The sequence below is a fragment of the Saccharopolyspora gloriosae genome (genome assembly GCF_014203325.1).
GTDB lineage: Bacteria > Actinomycetota > Actinomycetes > Mycobacteriales > Pseudonocardiaceae > Saccharopolyspora_C > Saccharopolyspora_C gloriosae.
Genome location: NZ_JACHIV010000001.1, coordinates 4,826,558 through 4,850,344, shown reverse-complemented (window position 1 = coordinate 4,850,344; position 23,787 = coordinate 4,826,558). Strand labels below are relative to the sequence as shown.

Below are 23,787 nucleotides of genomic sequence, written 5' to 3'. Positions count from 1 at the left end.
GGGTCACGAGTACGTCGGGGAGACTATCGGACTCACAGGTGGTGACCGTCACGGTTGTGTTCATTGAGTTCATGCGGGGGCAACAACAACGCCATGTCGTATTTCCGTCGAATCGGGCGACCGAGCCTCGCGGCGCGGCTGTTCGTCCTGCAAGTGGTGGTCGTGGCCGTGGTGGTGCTGGCGGGTGTGGTGCTCGGGTACCTGGATGCGCAGCGGCGCACCGAGCACGCGGCGGCCGAGGAGGTCGCCGGGGTGGCGAACACGCTCGCAGTATCACCCGAAGTGAGTGGCTCGCTGGCTCAGCGTGATCCGTCGCGGACCTTGCAGCCGTTGGCGGAGCGGGTCCGGTCGGCCACCGGCGTCGGCTTCATCACGATCATGGACCCGTCGGGCATCCGCTACACCCATCCGAATCCGGCGCTGATCGGCAAGCGGTTCCTGGGCAACATCGGGCAGGCGCAGCAGGGACGGCTGCTCACCGAGACCTACGCGGGCACGCTCGGCCCGTCGGTGCGCGTCGTCGCGCCGGTGTTCGACGAGTCGGGCCGGGTGCGGGCGTTGGTGTCGGTGGGCATCACAGTGCGGGTGCTGACGGCCGAGCTGAACGGGCAGATCCTCGTGTTGGCCGGGGTCGGTGCTGTCGCGCTGCTGTTCGGCGGGCTGGCGAGCTACCTGGTGGCGGGGCGGTTGCGCAGGCACACGCACGGGCTGGCCCCGGCGGAGCTGAGCCGCATGTACGAGTACCACGAGGCCATCCTGCACGCGGTCCGCGAGGGGTTGCTGCTGGTGGCGCCGTCGGGTGCGGTGACGCTGTGCAACGATGGGGCGGCCGAGCTGATGGGGTTGGATCCGGCCGAGGCGGAGGGCGCACGTCCCGCGGACCTGGGTTTTCCGGAGTCGTTGGTGGACACGCTCGCCTCGCGGAGTCCGGTGCGCGACGAGGTGCACGTGACCGATGATCGGGTGCTGCTGGTCAACGTTTCCGCCGTGCGCAGCGGTGGCCGGGACTTGGGCAGCGTCGTGACGTTGCGGGACCACACCGAGCTGCAGGCGTTGACGGGCGAGCTGGATTCGATGCGCGGGTTCTCGGAGTCGTTGCGCTCGCAGGCGCACGAGTCGGCGAACCGGTTGCACGCGGTCGTGTCGCTGATCGAACTGGGCCGCGTCGAGGAGGCCGTCGCGTTCGCCACCTCGGAGCTGGAGCTGGCGCAGCAGCTCACCGATCGGGTCGTGGGTGCCGTGGGTGAGCCGGTGCTGGCGGCGGTCCTGCTGGGCAAGAGCGCGGAGGCGCGGGAGCGGGGTGTGGAGGTAGTGCTGTCCGAGGACAGTGAGGTCGATGATCGCGTGGTGGAGCGGGTCAGTTCGCGGGACCTGGTGACGATCCTGGGCAACTTGATCGACAACGCGGTGGAGGCGACGCAGGAGGTCCCGTCGCCGCGGGTCGAGGTCAGCGTGCGCTCCGAGGCGGACCAGCTGCTGGTCGTGGTGTCCGACAACGGGCCGGGGGTGCCTGCGGCGGCGACCGGGGCGGTGTTCGAACGCGGCTGGTCCACGAAGCGGTCGGGGCGCGGTCTGGGGCTGGCGCTGGTGGGGCGCAGCGCGCGCCGCTACGGCGGCTCGGTGCGCGTCACCGGTGGGCCGGGGGCGGTGTTCACGGTGCGGATCCCGCTGCCCGAGGTGACCTCGTGATCTCGGTGCTGGTCGTGGAGGACGACCCGGTGGCCGGTGAGGCCCATGAGATGTACGTGAACCGGGTGGACGGTTTCGAGGTCGCGGGCCGTGCGCGCACCGGGCAGGACGCGTTGCGGTTCCTGGACCACACCCACGTGGATCTGGTGCTGCTGGATCTGCGGTTGCCGGACATGGACGGGTTGGCGGTGGCGCGGGCGTTGCGCAACGCGGGCAGCAACGCCGACGTGATCGCGGTGACCTCCGCGCGGGACTTGAAGGTGGTGCGCGCGTCGGTCGCCAGCGGTGTGGTGCAGTACTTGCTGAAACCGTTCACGTTCGCGGCGATGCGGGAGAAGCTGGAGCACTACGCGCGGTTCCGCCAGAGCCTCGGCCATGATCGGGAGGCCAGCGGGCAGAGCGAGATCGACCGGGCGTTCTCCACGTTGCGCGGGGTGGATCGCGCGTCGCTGCCGAAGGGCATGGGGGAGGAGACGCTGGCCGCCGTGGTGTCGGCGTTGCGCGCGCACCGGGAGGGCGCTGCCGCGGGCGCGGTGGGGGAGCTGGCCGGTGTGTCGAGGGTGACTGCGCGCCGTTACCTGGAGTACCTCGTCGACAACGGCATGGCGCGCCGCGATCCGCGCTACGGCGGAGTCGGTCGTCCGGAGATGTTCTACAGCTGGGCCGAGCAGCACGGGTAGGAGCCGGTCACACCGGTGCTCATCCGCGTTCTCCGGACGGTGTGAGCAGCGGGGAGCCCGGTCCGTAGTCGGCCATCTGGTCGTCGGCGTTGTTCAGCGAGCAGGTGCGCAGGGACAGGCAGCCGCAGCCGATGCAGCCGCTGAGCCGGTCCCGGAGTCGTTGCAGCCCGTCGATGCGGGCGTCGAGTTCGTCGCGCCAGGACCGGGACAGCCGGGTCCAGTCGGCTTTGGTGGGCGCGTGGTCGGTGGGCAGCGTGGAGAGCGCGTCGGCGACCTGTTCGAGGCTGAGCCCGACGCGTTGCGCGGCGCGGATGAACGCGAGCCTGCGCAGCACGGCGCGTTCGTAGCGGCGTTGGTTGCCGCTGGTCCGGGTGGAGGTGATGAGGCCGCGTTGCTCGTAGAACCGCAGAGCGGTCTGGGCGACTCCGCTGCGGTGGGCGACTTCGCCGATGGTGAGCAGCTGCGGGAGTTTCGACATGCCTTCCACGGTAGCCCTGGAGTTAACCTTAAGTCTAAGAATTCGCGGATCGGTCTTGGCCTGAGTCGGGGTCGGGTGGCGGAACCTCAGCGGTAAGGACGCGGGTGGCGGGGTCCGGTGCGGCCGGATCCCCGCCACGTGCGCGGTCAGCAGTTGGGGGTGGTGGGTTTTCCGGCGAAGCGGTCGGCGAGGAACCGCCCGGCGTCGGCGTTGCCGGCGAAGATGCCGGTGAGGTGGTCGCTGGGGTAGGTCTTCCAGGTCACGTCCATGCCTTTGGCGCAGTAGGTGGAGCGCAGCGCCTCGGCTTGCGGCGTGTTGACGATCTCGTCGGTGGTGGCGTGGTACTGGAACACGGGTGCGTTGATGCGGCCCTGGCCGAGCTTGTTCTCCGCGAGGCGCTGCTGCCATTCCGCGGTGGGCAGCGGGTCGGTGTGGGTGTAGTCGCTGATCTTCTTGAACGGGTACTTGGCGAGCAGCTCCACCACGCAGTCGTTCTCGCGGGCGTCGGCGAGGTCGGCCCGGCCGGTCTCGTTGAGGTAGGAGTCCAGCGCCAGGTCGGGGTAGCTGAAGTCCAGGCCGGTGGCGGCGAACGCGAGGAAGCCGAAGCCGACGTAGCCGTCGAGGCCCGCGGCCACTTCGTTGAGGTCGGCGGGAACGCCGCCGCCCGCGACTCCGACGAGGTCGAGTTCGGGCGCGTAGTCCGGCTGCATCTCCCCGGCCCACATGACGGCTCCGCCGCCTTGCGAGTAGCCCTGGAGGGCGACCTGGGCGTCGGGCGACAGTCCGGCCTGCGGGAGGCGCTGCGCCGCGCGGACCGCGTCGAGCAGCGCGGGTCCTTCGGAGCGGCCGACGATGTAGGTGGGCTTGTTGGCTTCGCCGGGCGCGTATCCCTCGTAGTCGGTGAGGGCGACGGCGTAGCCGGCGGAGAGCGCGTCGTTGATGGCGGGCTGGTCGTAGAGGGTGCCGCGTTCCATCGCTTTGGACGGGGCGCACTTGAACGCGGGGCCTTGGGTGCCCGGCCCGAATCCGACGATGTGCGCTTGGGCGGCGTCGACCCCCTTGGGGACGAGGATCGTGCCGACGACGGTGTTGCGCTCGCCCCGGGCGTTGGTGGACAGGTACATCACCTGCCAGGCGTCGGCGTTGGCGGCGTTGCTGCCGGGGAACGCGGGCCGCCACCGGATGATGTCGCCGGGCCGTCCTTGCGGTGGTGCGGGCGGGGGGAGGTAGAAGGAGTCGTCGAACGGGCCGGGCGGCAGGTCGGCGCCGAGCGGTCCTGCCGCGGGGCTGCCGGTGTCGGGGTTGCCGGGGGCTGCGGCCTGCACCGGCTGGGCGGCCAGGACCGCCAGCACGGCCGCGGCGAGCGCGGCTCCGGTGGCGGCCCGCATTCGGCGGGTGCGGCGGTTCGAAGTCAACGTGCGTTCCTCCAGCTCATTCGAGCGATCTCCGTTGATGCTCCTCGAAGCGTCCGGATCGGGCGTCGTGGTGAAACGAGGCACCGCCGGTTTTCCGGCCTTCCGCCGGATTCGGGAAACTCGGGGAATGGTGCCGGAAACGCTTCGAAGCGCGCTGTTCTGCGATGTGAATGTGAAATACCCGGTACGATTTGGCAATACTCTGATGGGAGTAATCGACCCGGCTGCTTGATCTGGTATGAACTTTTGTATGACCTGGTCATGGTGTCGTCGTGACGAGGATTTCGCGCTGAGTGGCTCCGCTTCGGATGTCATCGATGATTGTCACGGTCGTGATAATGATCCTCCCGTAAATGGTCACGCGGGTTCGCTATGAATGACTCCGTGCGGGTGGTGAATGGTCGTTCCTTGACACTGCGGAACTCGCGTGACAATTTCTGTTCACTTGCTCGCCGGTGAAGTCGGGCGGTGGTGTCCGCCTCCCGCCGGCGTCGAATCCCGGACATCTTGCGAAGGGAGTTCTCATGCTGACGAGGGCCGATGATCCGTTCACCGACCACGCGGCCCGGCTGCTGACGGATCCGCTGGTGGCGGCGGCGCAGGAGTCGGGCGACGAGATCGCCCTCACCTTCGTCGACTTCGACACCAGCCGGGACGGCGTGGCGTGGTCGTTGTCCTGGTTCGAGCTGCACCAGCGGGTGCGGGCGGTGGCGGCGTGGCTGCAGGCCCGCTGCGAGCCGGGTGACCGGGTGGCGATCATGGCGCCGCAGGGCTTGGAGTACGTGGTCGGTTTCCTCGGCGCGGTGCACGCCGGGTTGATCGCGGTCCCGCTGTTCACCCCCGACCTGCCGGGCCACACCGACCGCCTGGAGCGCGTGCTGGACAGCTGCTCCCCGAGTTGCGCGCTGACCTCGAAGGGCTCGTTCGACCAGGTGCGGGAGATGATCCGCGGTGGTGCGGCGCGCCACTGCGCGGCGGTGGAGACGCTGCCCGCGGCGCTCGCCGACGACTACCGGCGCCCGGAGATCGGCCCGGACGACTTGGCGTACCTCCAGTACACCTCGGGGTCGACCCGGGTCCCCGCCGGTGTCGAGCTGACGCACGCGAACGTGCTGGCCAACGCGCGGCAGGCGCTGGAGGCCTACGGCGGGACGGAACCGGACGCGGTGTCGGTGAGCTGGTTGCCGCTGTTCCACGACATGGGGCTGGTGCTGTCGGTGGCGGCTCCGCTGGTCGGGTCGATCCCGTCGGTGCTGATGGATCCGGTGGCGTTCCTGCAGCGGCCCGGTCGCTGGCTGCGGTTGCTCTCGGACCATCCGGGCGCGATCAGCGCGGCGCCGAACTTCGCCTACGACTTCTGCGCGGCGCGCGTCGGCGAGGACGAGAAGGCGTGGCTGCGCCTGGACGACGTGATCTCGTTGATCAACGGCAGCGAGCCGGTGCGGCCGGCGACGTTGCAGCGGTTCAACGCCGCGTTCGCCGACTGCGGGCTTCGCCCGGAGACGCACCGCTGCTCCTACGGGCTGGCGGAGGCGACCGTGTTCGTCTCGGTGACCGGGTCCGGCGCGGAGCCGAAGGTCGTCCGATTCGGCCGGGAGCAGCTGGCGCTGGGCCGGGCGGAACCACCGCAGGACCCGGTGGACGTGGTCAACGAACTGGTGTCCTGCGGTCGTCCGGTGGGGCAGCGGATCGTGGTGGTGGACCCGGCTTCGAGGTCGGTGCTGCCGGACGGGGCGGTGGGCGAGATCTGGGTGCGCGGCCCGAACACCGGCCAGGGCTATTGGGGCCGCGACGACCAGGAGACCTTCCACGCCGAGCTCGTCGGCGCTCCCGCGGAACTTCCCGCGGCGGACTGGCTGCGCACCGGTGATCTCGGCGCGATCCACGACGGGGAGCTGTTCATCACCGGCCGGATGAAGGACGTGATCATCATCGACGGCCGCAACCACTACCCGCAGGACGTGGAGCTCACCGTGGAGCAGGCGCATCCCGCGCTGCGCAAGCACCACAGCGCCGCGTTCTCCACCACCGGTGAGGACGGCGAGCGGCTGGTGGTCGTCGCCGAGTTCTCCCGCCGCGTCTCGGAGGCCGACCGCGATCAGCACGAGATCACGCGCATGGTGTGCGCGGCGGTGTCGGCCGAGCACGGCGTGGTGGTGTCGGACCTGATGCTGGTGGAGCCGGACGTGGTGCCGCGCACGTCCAGCGGCAAGGTCGCGCGCAGGCTGTGCCGGGAGCGCTACTTGGAGGCCGCGCATGCCTGATCGCGCCGAGATCCGCGATCGGCTGGTGGGCTGGATCGCCGAGTTGCTGGGGATCGGGGCGGGCGAGGTCGTGACCGATCGCCCGTTCCACGAGTTCGGGTTGTCGTCGCGGCAGGCGGTGTCGCTGGCGGGCCAGGTGCAGGACCTGGTGGGGCGCCGGTTGCCGCCGACGCTGCTGTGGGAGCACCCGACGATCGATCGGCTCGTGGACGCGTTGTCGGCGGGCGCGGGCGACGAGGAGCCGGATGTGCTGCCCCGTCCGCGCGATCCGGAGCCGGATGCGCCGATCGCGGTGGTCGGCGTGGGGTGCCGGTTCCCCGGCGCTCGGGGGCCGGAAGGCTATTGGGATCTGCTGTCGTCCGGCGCGCACGGCATCGGCGAGGTGCCGGAGGGGCGCTGGGAGCGGTTCGCCGGGGCCGACCCGGCGTTGGCGAAGTTGCCGCGGGCGGGCGGTTTCCTCGACGGCGTGGACGAGTTCGACGCCGAGTTCTTCGAGGTCTCCCCGACGGAGGCGGCGGTGATGGATCCGCAGCAGCGACTGCTGCTGGAGGTCGCGTGGGAGGCGTTGGAGCACGCCGGGGTCGTTCCGTCGGCGCTGCGCGGTAGCGCGACGGGCGTGTTCGTCGGGGTGTCGTCGACGGAGTACGGCGCGTTGACGACGCGCGAGCTGCGGGCGGTGGACGCCTGGACGGGCACCGGGGCGGCGATGTCCATCGTGGCGAACCGGTTGTCGTACTTCTTGGACCTGCGCGGGCCGAGCATGGCGGTGGACACGGCCTGCTCGTCGTCGCTGGTCGCGGTGCACCAGGCGTGCGCGAGCCTGCGTTCGGGGGAGAGCCGGGTGGCGCTGGCCGGGGGCGTGAACCTGCTGCTGTCCCCGGCGATCACGGCGAACTTCCACCGGGCGGGCGCGCTGGCGGGCGACGGCCGGTGCAAGGCGTTCGACGGCGCGGCCGACGGCATCGTGCGCGGTGAGGGGTGCGGCGTGGTCGTGCTCAAGCGCTTGGCGGACGCGAACCGGGACGGCGACCGGATTCTGGCGGTGGTGCGGGGTTCGGCGGTGAACTCCGATGGGCGGTCCAACGGTCTGATGGCGCCGAATCCGGCGGCGCAGGCCGAGTTGCTGCGCCGGGCGTACGCGCACGCCGATCTTGATCCGTCGGTGGTGGATTACGTCGAGGCGCACGGGACGGGCACGTTGCTCGGGGATCCGATCGAGGCCGAGGGGTTGCGCGCGGTGTTCGCGGGCGGTCGCGGGCAGGAGCGTCCGCTGCTGCTCGGGTCGGCGAAGACGAACCTGGGGCACCTGGAGGCGGCGGCGGGCATCGCCGGGTTGATCAAGGTGGTGCTGTCGATGCACCACGGCCGGTTGCCCGCGAGCCTGCACTACGCGAATCCGAATCCGCACATCCCGTTCGAGCAGGCGAAGCTGGAAGTGGTGGCGGAGCCGCGGAATTGGCCGAAGTACTCCGGCGCGGCCCGTGCCGGGGTGTCCGGGTTCGGGTTCGGCGGCACCAACGCCCACGTGGTGCTGGAGGGGTGGCGGCGGATGCCGTCGCGGCGCCGCGAACCGGACGGCCCGGGGGTGCATTCCCTGCTCGTGTCCGGCGCCACCGACGACCGGTTGCGCCGTGCGGCGGCGGATCTGGCGGACTGGCTGGACACACCGGTGGGGCGTGCGGCGTCGCTCAACGACGTCGGCCACACCTTGACCTGGCGGCGCGCCCGGCACGCGGAGCGCGGAGTGGTCGTGGGCCGCGGCCGGGACGAGCTGGTGGCGGGTCTGCGCGGCCTCGCGGCGGGCACCGGTGGCGTGCGTGGCCGCGGGGCGCCCCGGGCGAAGGGCGTCGTGTGGGTCTTCTCGGGTTACGGGTCGCAGTGGACGGGCATGGCCCGCGAGTTGCTGGCGGACGAGCCGGTGTTCGCCGCCGAGGTCGACCGGCTCGACCCGGATTACCGGGCGCGCTGCGGGTTTTCGCTGCGCGCGGCGCTGCTCGACGACGACGGAGCGGGGGATGTGCGGCGCACGCAGCTGGTGCTGTTCGGCCTGCAGGTCGCCTACGCCGCGATGTGGCGCGCGCACGGCGTGGAACCGGCCGCGGTGATCGGGCATTCGCTCGGTGAGGTGGCGGCGGCGGCCGTGTCCGGTGCGTTGGACGTTTCCGACGGGCTGCGGGTGATGATCGCCCGGTCCGGCTTGCTGTCCGAAGTGGACTCTTCCGGTGCCGGGGCGATGGCGGCCGTGGAGGCGACGGAGGCGGAGGCCGCGGAGCTGTCGCGGCTGTTCTCCGGCGTGACCGTCGCCGTGCGCGCGGCGCCGCGCCGCTGCACGATCGCGGGCCCCGCCGATGAGGTGGCGCGCGCGGTGTCGCACGTCGAGCGGGACGGCCGGATGGCCCGCGCGCTCGGTGTCGCGGGCGCGGGCCACACCTCGGCGGTGGACGGCGTGCTGGCCCGGCTGAGGGAGGAGCTGTCCGGGCTCGCTCCGCGCGAACCGGCCACGGCGGTGTTCAGCACGGTGGATCCCGCCGCGGCGCCCGCGTTCGACGCCGGGTACTGGGTGCGCAACCTGCGCAGCCCGGTGCTGTTCGAGCAGGCGGTGCGCGCCGCCGCGGAGGCCGGTTTCGACGCGGTGGTGGAGTTGGCGCCGCATCCGGTGGCGGCGTCGGCGATCGAGGAGACGCTGACCGCGGCGGGAGTGGTGGATCCGGTGGTGGTGTTCACCGGCCGCCGCGGCACCGACGACACCGTGACCTTCCGCTCGGCGCTCGCCGAGCTGCACGCCGCGGGACGGGTCCCGCCGACCGCGTACCGGCGCGGCAGGCTGGTGGATCTGCCGTTGCCGTCCTGGCAGCACGAATCCCATTGGGTGGCGCGGGATTCGACGCCCGCGTTGCCGGGGCATCCGCTGCTCGGGGCGCGGGTGGACCTGCCCGACGGCGGCTGCGCGTGGCGCGGGGACGTCGGTGTCGAGCGGCTGCCGTGGCTGGCGGACCACCGGGTGCACGACACACCGGTGCTGCCCGCCACCGGGTACCTGGAGATGGTGTTGGCGGCGGCGGCCGAGGTGCTCGACGTCGAACCGGTCCAGCTGAGCGTGGAGTCGCTGGAGCTGCACCGGGTGCTGCCGCTGGCGGCGTCGGTGCCGGTCACGACCACGTTCCGGCCGGACGACGCCTGGTCGGCGCGCGTGGAGGTGCACACCCGGTCGCTGGCCGGGAGCTGGACCTGCCACGCGGCGGCCGTGCTGAGCCGGGCCGGGCAGGACCGGCCCGCAGTGGAGTCCGATGTGGACGGTGATCCGGTCGAGCTCTACGGGTTCCTGCGCGCGGCCGGTCAGCACTACGGCCCGGCGTTCCGGGGCGTGCGCGCGGCGCGGGCGGCCGGGGGAGTCGCGGTCGCCGAGGTCGCACTGCCCGCAGAGGCCGACGACGCGGAGCGGTTCACCGCGCACCCGGCGCTGGTCGACGCCTGCCTGCAAGCCCTGATCGCCGCGGGCATCGGCCCCGGCGGCGGTGTCGAGCCGGACGGCACCGGCATCGGTGTTCCGGTCGAACTGCGGGGCGTGCGGGTGCTGCGCGCGGTGCCCGACGAGGTGCGCTGCCACGCGCGGCTGCTCGCGGGTGGAGCGGAACCGGTCGGATCGGTGCTGGTCACCGACGTGGCGGGCGATCCGGTGCTGGAGATCGCCGAGGTCCGCGCCCGTGCCCTGCAAGCCCCGCCGCGACCGCTCGAGGAGGCCTTCCTGGAGTTGCGCTGGGAGTCGGCGCAGCTGCCGCCGAGCGCCGGTGCGCGTGCGGGCAGCTGGCTGGTGCTCGGCGACGGAGACCAGGTCGCCGGGGCGTTGCGCGACGCCGGGCAGCGCGTGGTGCACGGCAACGCCCGCAGGCCCGGAACCGGGCTCGACCTGCTCGCCGGGGACGCCGAGCACCCGCCGCGCGGCGTGGTGCTGGCGGTCGACGGGGAGAGCGGGCCGGTGGGGCGCCGCAGGCAGCACGTGCTCGTGGTGGCCGGGGTGGTGCGCGAACTGGTCGCGCGGGACGCGGGAGTCCGACTGTGGCTGTCCACATCGGACCCCGCGGGTTCGGGTTGGGGGCTGCGCTCGCTGATCCGGGTGCTGGCGCTGGAACACCCGGAGTTGCGGGCGTCGCTGGTGGATTCGGACGGCGCGGTGCCCGCGTCGCTGGCGGCGGAACTGCTCGCCGACTCCCCGGAGGACGAGGTCCGCTGGCGCGGCACCGAGCGGACGGTGGCGCGGCTGCACCGGGCCGAACCGGTCCGCCCGCGTCCCGGTCGTGTGGTGCGCCCCGGCGCCTACGTGATCACCGGCGGGCTCGGCGGTCTGGGCCGCGCGGTCGCGGGCCGGCTCGTGGAACGCGGTGCGCGCCGGGTCGTGCTGGGCGGTCGCAGCGCCCCGTCGGCGGCGGCCGCGGCCGAGATCGCGCGCTGGGAGGACGCGGGCGTCGAGGTCCGCGTCGTCGGCGGTGACGTCGCGGCGAAGGGAGTCGCCGAGCGGCTGGTCGCCGCCGCAACCGAGGGCGGGATGCCGCTGCACGGCGCGGTGCACGCCGCCGGGGTGCTGCGGGACGGGCCGATCGCGCAGCTGGACGAGGACGCGATGGCCGAGGTGTGGCGGCCGAAGGCGCGCGGCGCGTGGCGGTTGCACGAGGCCACCGCGCACCTGGAGCTGGACTGGTGGGTGGTGTTCTCCTCGGCGGCGGCGCTGCTCGGCTCGCCCGGTCAGGCCGCCTACGCCGCCGCGAACGGCTGGGTGGACGAGCTGGTGCGGGCGCGTCGCGAGCAGGGGCTGGCGGCGGAGACGATCCAGTGGGGCCCGTGGAGCGAGGTCGGCGGCGCGACCACGTCCCCGCTGGCGGCGGTGCTGGACCCGCTGCGCCCGGCGGAGGGCCTGGAGGCGTGGGAGGCGGTGCTCAAGTCGGGCCGGGCGCAGACCGCGGTGGTGCGGTTCGACGCGGCCCGGGCGGTGGAGCACTTCCCGGCGCTGCGCTCCAGGCCCGTGTTCGGGCCGCTGCTGACGACCGCGGCGCGCGGCGCGGAGAGCAGGTTCGACGTGGCCGCCTTGCCGGACGATCCGGCCGCCGCGGTGCGGGCCGTCACCGAGCACCTGATGGGTGAGATCGCCGGAATCCTGGGCGGTGCGGCGGAAGAGCTGGATCCGCGGACGCCGTTGACGATGCTCGGGTTGGACTCGCTGATGGCGACCCGGGCCCGCAACGCGGTGGAGCGCGACTTCGGAGTGCAGCTGCCGGCGGCGCTGCTGCTGCGCGGCGCGAACCTGGACGAGCTCGCCCGGCACTTGGCGGCGGAGTTGGACCTCGGCGCCGCGCCGGAGACCGCGGGGCCGACGACGATCGGCCCGCGGGACGCGACGGAGCGCTGGCTCGCGCACCTGTGGGCGCAGGTGCTGGGCGCGGTCGAGTTCGGCGTGACCGACGAGTTCGCCGCGCTGGGCGGCACGCCGGAGCAGGCCGAGCGGGTCGCGGAGCGGATCGGGGAGCGCTTGGGCTCGCGCGACGAGGTGGCGGAGCTGTTCGCGGCACCGACGGTGGCGGCGATGGCCGACCGGCTGCGGCACCGCTTCGAGGGCGCGGACGGGTCGGTGCGCGCGTTGCGCGAGTCCGGTGCGCGGCGCCCGCTGTTCCTGTTCCACCCGGCGGGCGGGCCGACCAGCGTGTACCAGCCGCTGGTGGCGGGGCTCGGCGCGGACCAGCCGTGCTTCGGCTTGGAGCGGCTGGACGACCTGGGCACGGTGGAGCTCAAGGCCGAGCGCTACGTGGAGCTGATCCGCGAGCGGCAACCGGAGGGCCCGTACCGGTTGGGCGGCTGGTCGTTCGGCGGTTGCCTCGCCTACGAGACGGCGCGCCGGTTCGCGGCGCTGGGCGAGCGGGTCGAGTTCGTCGCCCTGATCGACACCATCCTGCCGCTGCCCGATCCGGGCGCCACGCAGGCGGAACTGGTGCTGCGACGCTACGAGCGGTTCGCCGAGCACGTCGAGCGCACCTACGGGGTGGCGCTGGACCTGCCGTGGCAGGAGATGGTGGAACTCGACGAGGACGAGCAGATGCGGCGGGTGATGACGGCACTGTCCTCATCGGACATCGGCATCGGCGCGGGCGTGCTGCACCACCAATATACGTCCTATGTGGACGCCCGGATCGCGGAGCGGTACCGGCCGAAGCCGTTCGACGGCCGGGTGCTGCTCTACCGCGCGCAGGAGGCGGAGACCACCACGACCACGCTGGATCCCCGCTACCTGCGCACCGATGAGGCGCTGGGCTGGGACGAGATCGTCCCCGGGCTCGACGTGGTCCGGGTTCCCGGCAACCACCTCTCGATGATCGACCCGCCGAACGTGGACGTCATCACGGCGCACCTCGCGCGGGTCCTGGACCTGGAAGCACCGCGGTTGACCAGGGAGGGCGCATGACCGGCACGGCGGAACGCATCGAGGACCTGCGGCGGCGGCACGGTGAGGCGGTGCACGAGGCCGATCAGCGGGCGCGGATCAAGCAGCACGCGAAGGGCAAGCTCACCGCCCGCGAACGCATCGCGCTGCTGCTCGACGAGGACTCCTTCGTGGAGCTCGACGAGTTCGCCGCGCACCGGGGGACGTCGTACGCACCGGGGGAGCCGCGGCCCTACGGCGACGGTGTGGTCACCGGCCACGGCACCGTGGACGGGCGGCCGGTGTGCGTGTTCGCGCAGGACTTCACCGTGTTCGGCGGCAGCATGGGCGAGGTGTGCGGGGAGAAGGTGCTCAAGGTCATGGACCTGGCGATGCGCATCGGCTGTCCCGTCGTGGGCATCAACGATTCCGGGGGCGCCCGCATCCAGGAGGGCGTGGTGTCGCTGGCGTACTACGCGGAACTGGGCAGGCGCAATTCGCTGGCCTCGGGTGTGATCCCGCAACTGTCGTTGATCATGGGGCCGTGCGCGGGCGGCGCGGTGTACTCGCCCGCGATCACCGATTTCACGGTGATGGTGCGCGGCACCGCGCACATGTTCGTCACCGGGCCGGAGGTGGTGCGGTCGGTGACGGGCCAGCGCACCGGCGCGGAGGAGCTCGGCGGCGCGCAGATCAACAGCGAGCTCTCCGGCAACGCCCACCACTTGGCGGAGGACGAGGCGGACGCGATCGACTGGGCCCGCACGCTGCTGGGTTTCCTGCCGTCGAACAACCAGGATTCGCTGCCGGACTACGAGCCGGCCGGCGATCCGGGCCGCGCGGCCGAACTGGACGCGCTGGTGCCGGACGAGCCGCACGAGGCCTACGACATGCGCCGGGTGCTGGAACTCGTCCTCGACGAGGGCGATTTCCTGGAAGTGCAGCCGTTGTTCGGGCGCAGCATGCTCTGCGCGTTCGGCCGGATCGACGGGCGCAGCGTCGGGGTGGTCGCGAACCAGCCGTTGCACAACGCCGGCACCATCGACATCGACGCCTCGGAGAAGGCGGCGCGGTTCGTGCGGTTCTGCGACGCGTTCAACCTGCCGCTGCTCACGTTCGCCGACGTGCCGGGCTACCTGCCGGGGCTGGAGCAGGAGCGCCGGGGCATCATCCGCCGCGGCGCGAAGCTGATCTACGCGTACTCCGAGGCGACGGTGCCGAAGGTGACGGTCGTGGTGCGCAAGGCCTACGGCGGCGGCTACGCGGTGATGGGGTCCAAGCACTTGGGCGCGGACGTGAACCTGGCGTGGCCGACGGCGGAGATCGCGGTGATGGGCGCGTCCGGCGCGGTGAGCCTGCTGCACCGCCGGGAGCTCGCGGAGGCCGCGGCGAACGGCACCGAGGAGGCGGTGCGCGCGAAGCTCGTCGAGGAGTACCGGTCGACGCTGGCCACGCCCTACGTCGCGGCCGAACGCGGCTACGTCGACGCCGTGATCCGCCCGTCGGCGACGCGCGCGCAGCTGAGCCGGGCGTTGCGGCTGTTGGCGAACAAGCGCCAGGAGGTCCCTCCGAAGAAGCACAGCACCATGCCGTTGTAGGTCGCGCGCGACGGGCCGGAGGGCCCGGTCGTGCGCAGGGCGCGGCGGAAAACCCCGGTACGGCAAGGAAAGGGCGCCGCCTCGGCTTCGGCCGGGGCGGCGCCGACGTGAGGTTCGGCGAAGGGCAGCGCATGCGCAGTGCACGGTGGTTGCGGCGGCCGGTGGCGTGGTCGGTGGTGGTGAGCACCGCGCTGCTCGGCGGGTCGGTGGCGGCGCCGCCGCTCGCGGCGGAGCGGGGCGGCCCGCCTGCGCCGGCGGTGGCCGACGGGGCGCGGGTGCTGCAGGAGAACCGGCTCGACGACCGCACCGTCGACCTGCTGATCTACTCACCCGCGTTGGGCACCAGCGCGCCGGTGCGGTTGCTGCTGCCCGAGGGGTGGTCGCGGAACCCGGACCGGACGTGGCCGGTGCTGTACCTGCTGCACGGTTGCTGCGAGGACGCGGATTACCGGGCGTGGACGGAGTTCACCGACGTGCGGGAGTTCATGGCGGACAAGGACGTGCTGACCGTCCTGCCCAGCGGCGGCCCCGCGGGTTTCTACACCCGCTGGAGCGATTTCGGCGCGGGCGGGCCGGATTGGGAGGCGTTCCACCTGCGGGAGCTGCGCGGCATCCTGGAGCGCCACTACGGCGCGGGGCAGCGGCGCGCGGTGGCGGGCCTGTCGGTCGGCGGCTACGGGGCGTTCGCCTACGCTTTCCGGAATCCGGGACTGTTCCAGGCGGCGGCCTCCTTCAGCGGCCTGCTCAACACCCTGCAACCCGCCGTGCCCGGTGTGATCAAGGGGATTCTGGTGCGGGAGGGCGAGAACCCGTTCGCGATGTGGGGCGACGAGGTGCTGGACCACCGGACCTGGTCGCAGCGCAACCCGTTCGACCACGCCGAGGAGTTGCGCGGCACCGCGCTCTGGGTGTCCGGCGGCAACGGGCTGCCCGGCCCGCTCGACGAGCCCGGCTCGCTGCCCGACCCGCTGGAGCCCGCCGCGTTGTCGACCTCGCAGGTGATGACCTCGCGGCTCAAGGACTTGGGCATTCCCGTCACCGAGGACTTCTACGGCCCCGGCTTGCACGATTGGCCCTACTGGGAGCGGGAGCTCCACCGCGCCTGGCCGATGTTCGCCGAGCGCTTGGGCGTGGAGCGCTCGGGCGCGAGCGCGAACGCGGTGGCCACCGCGCCGACGAGCACCAGCCCCGCCGCCATCCGCATGCCCGCCGAGTAGCCGCTGGTGTAGGCGGCGTCCGCGGTGGCGCCGCCGGCGAGCGCGGCGCCGCTCCACGCGGAGAGCACGACGCCGACGATCGCGACCCCGAGCACCCCGGACGCCTCCCGCGCGGCGCTGATCATGGCCGAGGCCACGCCCGCCGTGCCGGGCGGCGCCGCCGACAGGACCGCCGAAGTCAACGGCGTGATCAGCGCCGAGCCGACGCCGATGGACAGCAGCCCCGGCATCAGCCCCCACACCGAGCTCTGCGCGTCCGACTGCGCCAGGAGCCACAGCCCGAGCGCCACCAGCGCCATCCCGGTCGTCACGATCCAGCGCGCGCCGAACCGGGCGCTCAGCGGCGGCACCAGCGGCACGCACAGCACCAGCAGTCCCGCCAGCGGCACGAACACCAGCCCGGCGGCGCTGGGCGACAGCTCCAGCACGTCCTGCAGGAACAGCGAGGTGTAGAGCAGCGTGCCGTTCACCCCGACGCCCCACAGCACTTGGGCGATGGTGCCGCCGCCGAAGACCCTGTTGCGCACCAGCGACAACCGCAGCATCGGTTCCGCCACCCGCCGTTCCACGGCGATCAGCACCGGCACGCCCGCCACCGCCACCGCCGCCGCGCCGATGATCAGCGGGGCGCCGAACCCGAGGCTCTGCCCTTCCACGAGCGCGAAACTGCCCGCCGCGAGCACCACTGTGGACAGTGCGAGCCCGGCGGGGTCCAAGTGCCGCAACGGCATCCGCCCGGTGCGCGGCCGGGTGTCGGGCAGTCCCCACCACACCAGCGCCATCGTGACCAGGCCGGTGGGCAGGTGCAGGAAGAAGATCCAGCTCCAGTGCAGGTGTTCGGTGAGCACGCCGCCGACCACCGGCCCCAGCGCGAGCGCCACCGCCAGCGACGCCGTCCAGATGCCCGCGGCGAGGTCCCGGTGCTCCCGGTCGATGTCGGCGGCGAGCACCGCCAGCGACGCGGGCATCACCAGCGCGGCGGAGGCGCCCTGGGCGAACCGCACCGCGATCAGCACTTCGGCGGACTCCGCGAACCCGGCCGCGACGGAGGTGACGATCAGCGCGGCGAGCCCGATCAGCAGGATCCTCCTGCGCCCGGCCAGGTCGGCGAGCCTGCCGCCGACGATGAGCAGGCTCGCGAAGGCCAGCACGTAGCCGCTGACGATCCACTCCAGCTGCGGGACGGTCGCGCCGAGCTCGGTCTGCACGGTGGGCAGCGCGACGTTGACGACGTTGTTGTCCAGCGCCGTGACGAACCCGGCCACGGCGAGGGCCAGCAGCACCGGTGCCTGCCGCACCGGTGCGCTCGCCGTCTCCGCGCTCACGTCGGGCCGCCTTCGGCGCTCCGGGCGCCGTTCGGCGCCACCGGGGGCGCCGGCATCGGTGCGGTGGCCCGCCGGTCCGGTCCGGCGGCGTGCTCCTCGGTGAGCGCGCCGTAGGGCAGCAGCCGCCCGGCGGCCCGCAGCGCCATCTCCAGCTCGAACCGCGCCTGCGGATCGTTGAGGTCCGCGCCGAAGAGGTCTTCGAGCTGGTGCAGGCGGTAGCGCACCGTCTGCGGGTGCACGCGCAACCGCTGGGCCACTTCCGGTGCGCCGCCGCGGGTCTGCAACCACGCCAGCAGCGTCTCGGCCAGCCGGACCTGCTGCTTCGGCTTGAGCTGCTCCAGCGGCGCCAGCCGGGTGTGCACGATCTGCCGGGTGAGGTTCTCGTCGCTGAGCAGCAGCAGGCTGGAGAGGTGGTCCTTGCAGTGCAGCACCGGCTCGTGCGGCACGACGCCCGCGTTGGACAGTTCCAGCAGCCGCCGCGCCCAGCGCAGCGCGTGCGGTGCCTGCGAGATCTCCACGGGTGGCCCGATGACCATCCGCCAACCGGTGAGCTGCTGTTCCCAGGGGATTTCGCCGGGCGGGTCGTCGGTGCACGGCAGCAGCAGGTGCGGCTGGGCGCATTCGAGGTCGACGAGGGCTTCCCGCCGCGCCAGCGGGTTGCTGTGCGGTTCGTGCCGGTCGGCGCGTTGCAACGCGGCGACGATGACGGTGCGGGGCCATTTCCAGCGGGCCGCGGCGGCGGCTTCTTCCAGGATTCGGTGCGGTGGCTGGGGGTCGGTCAGCAGCAGCTCCAGCAGCCGCCGCCTGCGCCGCGCCTGGGTTCCGGCGGCGCGGGCCTGCGCTTCGGCGAAGCCTTCGACCGACAGCGCGGCGAGTTCGTCGATGTGGGCGTAGATCGCTTCGCCGAGCAGCAGCATCGTGCGGGGCGCGACGCGGGCGCGTTCGCCGATGCGGGCGGTGCGCCGCCAGGCGAGGCGGGCGCCGAGCCGGTAGGCGGCTTGCAGGCTGTCGAGGCTGCGGCCTTCGTGCATTTCGGCTTTGCCGAGCGCGCGGTGCACTTCGGCGCAGCGTTCCGGTGGCGCGGTGGGGTCGGCGATCTGGTCGACGAATTGGCTCAGCGCCTCTTCGACGCCGCGGCGGATGGCGTGCACGTATTTGTCGTCCATCGGCCTGGCGTATTCGGGGATGCGTCGCTGGATCTCGCTGAGGATCTGCGTGGCCAGGCTGTTCATCTCGGGACGCAGGATCGGAGCCAGTTCGCTGGGCAGGGCCGCCCACAGATCCGGGGCCTGGGGATGGATCGCCTTCGTCAGCATGATCCTCTTTTCCTGCCGGAGGCGGGCGCCCGAACCGGCAGGAAGAGCCGGTGGGCTGCGCCGCCCTCAAGTACCTACTCGCGAGTAGGGACTTTAGTGATCGCGGCGCGCTCGTCCCAACCGTCAATTTGAGTGAATACGAAAGTGGGTCCAGTTACGCCCAGTCAATGTGAAAGAAATTCGCCTAATTATTTCCCGGCAAGCTGCTTTCGCGCAATGGGTACGTCCTTTCGGCGCGAATTCGGCCGCCGTTCGCCCGGCGCGTGGTCCGCATCGATGTAGTGACCGGCTAGCCGGTGGCCGCGCTGTCGCGCAGCGCCGATTCGTCCTCCGCGCCGAACTCCTCCTCCAGCCGCTCCGGCGCGTGGTCCACGTCGACGCGCTCCACCGGCGTGCCGCGCGCCGACTCGATGGCCTTGATCCGCCGCGCGGCCCGGTCCGCCGCGTACTCGAACAGCCCCTCGATCCGCATCTCGAACGGATCGTCGTCCCAGTTGCCCAGCGAGTGCTCGATCTGCGCGATCGCGTGCGGCAGCAGCGCCTCCATCCGCGTCGTCACGATCTCCCAGTTCGCGTCGTCGGCGGCCACGTGCCTGCGGCAGGTGAAGGTGCCCCACGCCATGTGCCGCCGCTCGTCCTCGCTGATCCGGCGGATCAGCTCCTGCATGCCCGGCAGGATCCCGTTGCGCTTGCAGGTGGTGTTCCACAGGAAGTAGCCGGTCAGCGCGAGCACGCCTTCGACGAGGTGGTTGTAGGTGACCGAGGCGCGGACCTGGTTGGCGGGGCTCGGATCGTCGCTGAGCTCGTGCAGCGCCTCCGGCAGCGCCTCGTAGAAGATCGCCCGGTAGCCGGGGTTGTCGGCGACGTGCGGGTGCAGGTCGTCGCGCACGCCGACGGCGTCGAGCCAGCGCCGGAAGCCCTGGGTGTGCTTGGCCTCCTCGAACATGAACTGGCTCAGGTAGAGCTCGTCGGCGGGCCGGCCTTCGGCGGCCATCGCGGCCTGGAACGGCCGGATGTCCTCGGTGACGGCCTCTTCGCCGCCGATGAACTGGGCGCAGAGCATGGTCGCGGCGAACCGCTGCTCGTCGGTGAGCCCGCGCCAGTCCGCGGCGTCCTGCGAGAAGTCGATCGCGGCGGGGTCCCAGAACTTCCGATTCCCCTTCTCCCACAACCGGAACGGCAGGGCGTCCGGGTTGATCCGGGCCCGGTCGGGGCGGGAGGGTCTGCGGTCGTGTCGGGTGGTGGTCACGGCAGCTCCTTTCCGTCGCGCGACGCCAGTTCCAGCGTCGCCGGGTTCGCGGCGTCCCCGCGCAGTTCGAGCGGGGCTCCGTCGGTGTTGTGGTCGAGGAAGAACAGCGGGTCCTCGGTGTCGACGACCAGCGACAGCCGGTGCCCGGCGGGCACGTCGTAGGCGGTGGGCGGCAGTGCGGTGTCGATCCGCAGCGGCGCGCCGGGCGTCGCGCCCTCCCAGGAGTAGGGGATGTAGGAGATGAGCCGCCCGGTGCCGGTGGCGTCCACGTCGTAGAGGTAGGCGACGAGCATGCCTTCCGGGGTGGGCGGCACTGCGGTGAGCCGCAACCGCGGACTTCCGCGCAGCACTTCGGGTTCCGCGAGTTCGGGGCCGGTCCACCGCGCGGCAGCGGTCGGGTCGAGCGCGGGCAGGAACGCCGTCGGCGGGTTCCCGGTGAGCGCCTCCAGCGTGTAGGTCACCAGCGGCACCCCGCCGTTCGCGATCGTGTCACGTCCACTGTGGAGCGTGCTGCTCCACTCGGCGGGCGCGTCGGTGGTGAGTTCTTCCTCGGCGGACAGGAAGTACCGGTCCGTGCGGGTCGCGATGTGCCGCCAGTCCGGGTACTGCTCGCGCGGCCGGTCGGTGGCGCCGCGCGGTTGCAGCACGACGGGGGCGCCGTCGGGTTCGGCGCCGCGCAGGTGGGTGTCGAACCAGCGGTAGGTGTCGTTCCAGGCGTCGTTCGGGAGCCCGAGCAGTCCGCTGGTCTCGGCCGCCGCGTGCTCGCCGGGGATCAGTTCCAGCTTGCTCGGTGTGCTCAGCCGCTGCTGGAAGTCGGCGAGCTGGCCGGGCGGGAACACCGTCTCGCTCCACGTGTTGAGCATCAGGACCGCGGGCCGGTTCCGGTTGATCCGGTCCACGTAGGACGAAGGTGAGCGCTGCCGGGACCATTCGGTCACCGCGTCGCGGTCCTCGCCGGTGATGTACTTGTCCAGCATCTCCCGGCTCTCGTCGGAGAGGTTCCCGTTCTGCTCCCCGGAGATCCGCAGCACCATGGCGACCGCGGCGCGCCGGGTGCGGTTGCCGAACAGCGATTCCACCAGGTCCGCCCAGCCGCTCATCGAGGCGACGGCGCGGATCCGCGGGTCGAACGCGGACGCGAGCACGCTGATCCCGGCGCCGTAGGAGATGCCGCCGACGCCGATCCGCGCCGGGTCGGACTCGGTGTTGGCCAGCGTCCAGTCGATCACGTTGGAGACGTCGCTGATGTCGTCCGGGCCGGCCACTTCCACTTCGCCGCCGGATTCGCCGAAGCCCCGCGCGCCGTAGGACACCGTCACGTAGCCGCGGGAGGCGAGCGCCCGGCAGGGCATGATGTTCTGCGTGCTGCCGCCGCCCCACGCGGCCACGAACACCGCCACCGGGTGCGGGCCGGGGTCGGCGGGTTCGCACACCGCGGCGCGCAGCGCGGTGCCGTCGGCGGCGGTGATGTCGACGAGCCGGGTCTCGGCGGACCCCGGGCTCGCCGCGGCGGGCGCGGTGGCGGCCAGCACGGCCGCCGCGGTGAGCAGCGCGGCGAGCGGCGTGGTGCGGCGGAGCATGGGGAACCCTTTCGTCGCCGGGCGAACGCGGCCGTGGCGCGGCCGGTGGGATCCCTAAGCTACTGACGGTAGGTCAACGGGCAATACTCCATTCGGATCTCGCTGCCGCGGATGTCTTTTCGGCCTTGTCCGAAGTGGATTTTTTGTCATTCCGGTGACAAGCGACCCGGTTGTTCGGCTGATGCCAAGGGGAATCGTCGATCCGGGGCGTCATCGCCCGCCGAGCTTGACTTCCAGCTAACTGAAAGTTTCAGGGTGGTCACCATGGCGACTTCCACTTCCGGGCGGACCGGGTCGGGGTACTCGGATCTGCCCGCGCTGCTGAGCCGGATGTCCGGCGACGAGAAGCACTCGCCCGCCGCCGTCTCCACGCTGGACGTGCTGTGGGTGCTCTACGACCGGATCCTCCACGTCGACCCCGCCCGTCCGGACGACCCCGACCGCGACCGTTTCCTGCTGTCGAAGGGGCACGGCCCGATGGCCTACTACGCCGTGCTCGCGGCGAAGGGGTTCCTCGACCCCGCCGAGCTCGGCGGGTGGAACGCCTTCGACTCCCGGCTCGGCCAGCACCCGGACCGGGTGCTGGTGCCGGGGGTGGAGATCGGCAGCGGTTCCCTCGGCCACGGCCTGCCGCTGGCGCTGGGCACCGCGCTGGGCTTGCGCGCGCAGGGCCGCACCGGGTCGAGGGTCGTGGTGCTCGTCGGCGACGCCGAACTCGGCGAGGGCAGCAACCACGAGGCCATCGCCGTCGCGGGCCGCCGCGGCGTCGGCACGCTCACGACGGTCGTCGTCGACAACGCCTCGGATTCCTACGGGTGGCCCGGCGGCATCGGGGAGCGCTTCAGCCGCGAGGGCTGGGCCGCGCACACCGTCGACGGCCGGGACCACGACGCCCTGCACCACGCCCTGACCGACACCCGCCTGGACCAGCCGCTCGCGGTGATCGCGCGCGTCGAACCGAAGGAGTTCGCATGACCCTCATCGACCGGACCGAACCCGGTGAGGCCCGGCGCGAGCCCGCGGCGGTGCGCCCGATGCGGGAGGAGTTCACCGACATCGTCGGCGCCGCCCTCGACCACGATCCGCGGCTGGCCGTGGTGCTCGCGGAGATCTCGGCGGACCGCTTCACCGGCGCCGCCGCGCGCCACCCGGATCGGGTGCTCAACGTCGGCATCCGCGAGCAGGCCCTGATCGGCGTCGCGGGCGGGCTCGCGCTGACCGGGCTGCGGCCGGTGGTGCACTCGATCGCCCCGTTCCTGGTGGAGCGGCCCTTCGAGCAGATCAAGCTCGACCTCAACCACCAGCGGGCGGGCGCGGTACTGGTCAGCACCGGTGCCTCCTACGACTACCCGGCGGCGGGCCGCACCCACATGGCGCCGGGCGATGTGGCCTTGCTGGACACGTTGCCGGACTGGACGGTGCACGTGCCCGGTCATCCGCGGGAGTTCGCAGAGCTGCTGCGGGCCGCGCTGCCCGGCGACGACCTCGTCTACCTGCGGATGACGGAGCGCACCAACGCGCGTCCGCTACCGACCGGGCGCGGTTTCCAGGTGGTGCGCGAGGGGCGGGCGGGCGTGGTGCTGGCGGTGGGGCCGATGCTGGATCCGGTGCTCGCGGCGACGGCGGAGCTGGACGTGGCGGTGCTCTACGCCTCGACGGTGCGGCCGTTCGACGCCGCCGCGCTGCGGTCCGCGGCGCTGGCGGCGGCTCCGGACGTGGTGCTGGTGGAGCCGTACCTGCGGGACACCTCGACGGCGTCGGCGAACGCCGCGCTGGCCGATCTGCCGCACCGCGTGCTCGGCTTGGGGGTGGCTCGCGACGCCGAACTCCGCGCCTACGGCACGGCCGACGAGCACGACGCGGCGCACGGGCTGGCGCCCGCGGAGCTCGCCCGGTCGATCCGGGCGTTCCTCGCCATCGGCGGCCGGTAGCCTGGCCGCGTGGCACGCGTCGTCGTACTGGACTATGGCTCCGGCAACCTCCGCTCCGCCGAACGCGCCTTGGAGCACGCGGGCGCGGACGTGCGGGTGACTTCGGACGCGGACGCCGCCGTCGAGGCCGACGGGCTCGTCGTGCCCGGCGTCGGCGCGTTCGCGGCCTGCATGGAGGGGCTGCTCGCCGCCGGTGGTGACAAGATCATCGACCGTCGGTTGGCGGGTGGCCGCCCGGTGCTCGGCATCTGCGTGGGCATGCAGGTCCTGTTCGACCGCGGCGTCGAGCACGGAGTGCAGGCCGACGGGTGCGGGCAGTGGCCGGGCGACGTGGAGCGCTTGCAGGCCGACGTGCTGCCGCACATGGGCTGGAACGAGGTCTCGGCGCCCGCCGATTCGGTCCTGTTCGCCGGCATCGACCCCGGCACCCGCTTCTACTTCGTGCACTCGTTCGCCGCCCGCCGCTGGGAGCTGCCCCCGTCGGAGACGATCGCCCCGGCCCGCGTGACCTGGGCCGAGCACGGCGAACCGTTCATCGCGGCGGTGGAGAACGGCCCGCTCTCGGCGACCCAGTTCCACCCCGAGAAGTCCGGCGAGGCCGGCGCCAAGCTCCTGCGCAACTGGTTGGGAACCCTCTGA

The 23,787-nt window shown here is 72.5% G+C and carries 14 protein-coding genes and 1 pseudogene; 9 read left to right on the top strand and 6 right to left on the bottom strand.

Features of this window, described 5'->3' with window-relative positions:
- Positions 1–93: 93 nt before the first annotated feature.
- Positions 94–1,689: a sensor histidine kinase gene (locus BJ969_RS21030; protein WP_184481275.1), complete on the top strand. Its 1,596-nt coding sequence runs from the start codon at positions 94–96 to the stop codon at positions 1,687–1,689.
- Complete coding sequence (locus tag BJ969_RS21025; protein ID WP_184481273.1) at positions 1,686–2,369, top strand: response regulator; 684 nt, start codon at positions 1,686–1,688, stop codon at positions 2,367–2,369. The genes BJ969_RS21030 and BJ969_RS21025 overlap by 4 nt, the downstream gene beginning before the upstream one ends.
- A 19-nt stretch (positions 2,370–2,388) precedes the next feature.
- On the opposite strand, the gene soxR is transcribed toward BJ969_RS21025, so the two are convergent.
- Both soxR and BJ969_RS21015 read right to left on the bottom strand, forming a co-directional pair.
- Positions 2,389–2,847: a redox-sensitive transcriptional activator SoxR gene (soxR, locus tag BJ969_RS21020; protein WP_221315898.1), complete on the bottom strand. Its 459-nt coding sequence runs from the start codon at positions 2,845–2,847 to the stop codon at positions 2,389–2,391.
- A 146-nt stretch (positions 2,848–2,993) separates the two neighbouring features.
- Positions 2,994–4,235, bottom strand: coding sequence for a lipase family protein (locus tag BJ969_RS21015; RefSeq protein WP_184485602.1), 1,242 nt, complete (start codon positions 4,233–4,235; stop codon positions 2,994–2,996).
- Between the two features lie 551 nt (positions 4,236–4,786).
- Between BJ969_RS21015 and BJ969_RS21010 the strand changes: the two genes are divergently transcribed.
- The 4 genes from BJ969_RS21010 (at position 4,787) to BJ969_RS29835 (ending at position 15,747) form a co-directional block, all read left to right on the top strand.
- Complete coding sequence (locus BJ969_RS21010) at positions 4,787–6,526, top strand: fatty acyl-AMP ligase (protein WP_184481269.1); 1,740 nt, start codon at positions 4,787–4,789, stop codon at positions 6,524–6,526.
- Complete coding sequence (locus tag BJ969_RS21005; RefSeq protein ID WP_184481267.1) at positions 6,519–12,974, top strand: type I polyketide synthase; 6,456 nt, start codon at positions 6,519–6,521, stop codon at positions 12,972–12,974. Before BJ969_RS21010 ends, BJ969_RS21005 begins: the two co-directional genes overlap by 8 nt.
- The gene (locus BJ969_RS21000) at positions 12,971–14,530 is read left to right on the top strand and encodes an acyl-CoA carboxylase subunit beta (protein WP_184481265.1); all 1,560 of its coding nucleotides are present in this window, start codon (positions 12,971–12,973) and stop codon (positions 14,528–14,530) included. The genes BJ969_RS21005 and BJ969_RS21000 overlap by 4 nt, the downstream gene beginning before the upstream one ends.
- A 131-nt stretch (positions 14,531–14,661) precedes the next feature.
- Positions 14,662–15,747, top strand: coding sequence for an alpha/beta hydrolase (locus tag BJ969_RS29835; protein ID WP_221315897.1), 1,086 nt, complete (start codon positions 14,662–14,664; stop codon positions 15,745–15,747).
- Between the two features lie 98 nt (positions 15,748–15,845).
- On the opposite strand, the pseudogene BJ969_RS30295 reads toward BJ969_RS29835, so the two are convergent.
- From BJ969_RS30295 to BJ969_RS20980, 4 genes and pseudogenes are all read right to left on the bottom strand, one after another.
- A pseudogene (locus tag BJ969_RS30295) lies at positions 15,846–17,012 on the bottom strand (MFS transporter); the annotation flags it as partial.
- Positions 17,013–17,068: 56 nt separating this feature from the next.
- The gene (locus BJ969_RS20990; RefSeq protein ID WP_184481262.1) at positions 17,069–18,388 is read right to left on the bottom strand and encodes a PucR-like N-terminal domain-containing protein; all 1,320 of its coding nucleotides are present in this window, start codon (positions 18,386–18,388) and stop codon (positions 17,069–17,071) included.
- Positions 18,389–18,677: 289 nt separating this feature from the next.
- The gene (locus BJ969_RS20985; RefSeq protein ID WP_184481260.1) at positions 18,678–19,637 is read right to left on the bottom strand and encodes a R2-like ligand-binding oxidase; all 960 of its coding nucleotides are present in this window, start codon (positions 19,635–19,637) and stop codon (positions 18,678–18,680) included.
- Positions 19,634–21,217, bottom strand: a complete 1,584-nt coding sequence (locus tag BJ969_RS20980; protein WP_184481258.1) for a CocE/NonD family hydrolase — start codon at positions 21,215–21,217, stop codon at positions 19,634–19,636. The genes BJ969_RS20985 and BJ969_RS20980 overlap by 4 nt, the downstream gene beginning before the upstream one ends.
- A 264-nt stretch (positions 21,218–21,481) precedes the next feature.
- On the opposite strand from BJ969_RS20980, the gene BJ969_RS20975 reads away from it, so the two are divergent.
- Genes BJ969_RS20975 through hisH form a run of 3 tightly spaced genes read left to right on the top strand, consistent with a single transcriptional unit; the run spans position 21,482 to position 23,787 of the window.
- Positions 21,482–22,192 (top strand): thiamine pyrophosphate-dependent enzyme, encoded by a 711-nt coding sequence (locus BJ969_RS20975; RefSeq protein WP_184481256.1) that lies wholly within the window; start codon positions 21,482–21,484, stop codon positions 22,190–22,192.
- A 59-nt stretch (positions 22,193–22,251) separates the two neighbouring features.
- Positions 22,252–23,148: a transketolase family protein gene (locus BJ969_RS20970; protein WP_184485600.1), complete on the top strand. Its 897-nt coding sequence runs from the start codon at positions 22,252–22,254 to the stop codon at positions 23,146–23,148.
- A gap of 9 nt (positions 23,149–23,157) precedes the next feature.
- Entirely contained in the window at positions 23,158–23,787 is a 630-nt protein-coding gene (hisH, locus tag BJ969_RS20965) for an imidazole glycerol phosphate synthase subunit HisH (protein ID WP_184481254.1), read from the top strand.

What these genes read in the sequence shown, in the direction of transcription:
- BJ969_RS21030 (WP_184481275.1), top strand. Translation starts at nt 94, where the DNA reads ATGTCGTATTTCCGTCGAATCGGGCGACCGAGCCTCGCGGCGCGGCTG.
- soxR (WP_221315898.1), bottom strand. Translation starts at nt 2,847, where the DNA reads ATGTCGAAACTCCCGCAGCTGCTCACCATCGGCGAAGTCGCCCACCGC.
- BJ969_RS21015 (WP_184485602.1), bottom strand. Translation starts at nt 4,235, where the DNA reads ATGCGGGCCGCCACCGGAGCCGCGCTCGCCGCGGCCGTGCTGGCGGTC.
- BJ969_RS21010 (WP_184481269.1), top strand. Translation starts at nt 4,787, where the DNA reads ATGCTGACGAGGGCCGATGATCCGTTCACCGACCACGCGGCCCGGCTG.
- BJ969_RS21005 (WP_184481267.1), top strand. Translation starts at nt 6,519, where the DNA reads ATGCCTGATCGCGCCGAGATCCGCGATCGGCTGGTGGGCTGGATCGCC.
- BJ969_RS21000 (WP_184481265.1), top strand. Translation starts at nt 12,971, where the DNA reads ATGACCGGCACGGCGGAACGCATCGAGGACCTGCGGCGGCGGCACGGT.
- BJ969_RS29835 (WP_221315897.1), top strand. Translation starts at nt 14,662, where the DNA reads ATGCGCAGTGCACGGTGGTTGCGGCGGCCGGTGGCGTGGTCGGTGGTG.
- BJ969_RS20990 (WP_184481262.1), bottom strand. Translation starts at nt 18,388, where the DNA reads ATGCTGACGAAGGCGATCCATCCCCAGGCCCCGGATCTGTGGGCGGCC.
- BJ969_RS20980 (WP_184481258.1), bottom strand. Translation starts at nt 21,217, where the DNA reads ATGCTCCGCCGCACCACGCCGCTCGCCGCGCTGCTCACCGCGGCGGCC.
- BJ969_RS20975 (WP_184481256.1), top strand. Translation starts at nt 21,482, where the DNA reads ATGGCGACTTCCACTTCCGGGCGGACCGGGTCGGGGTACTCGGATCTG.
- BJ969_RS20970 (WP_184485600.1), top strand. Translation starts at nt 22,252, where the DNA reads ATGCGGGAGGAGTTCACCGACATCGTCGGCGCCGCCCTCGACCACGAT.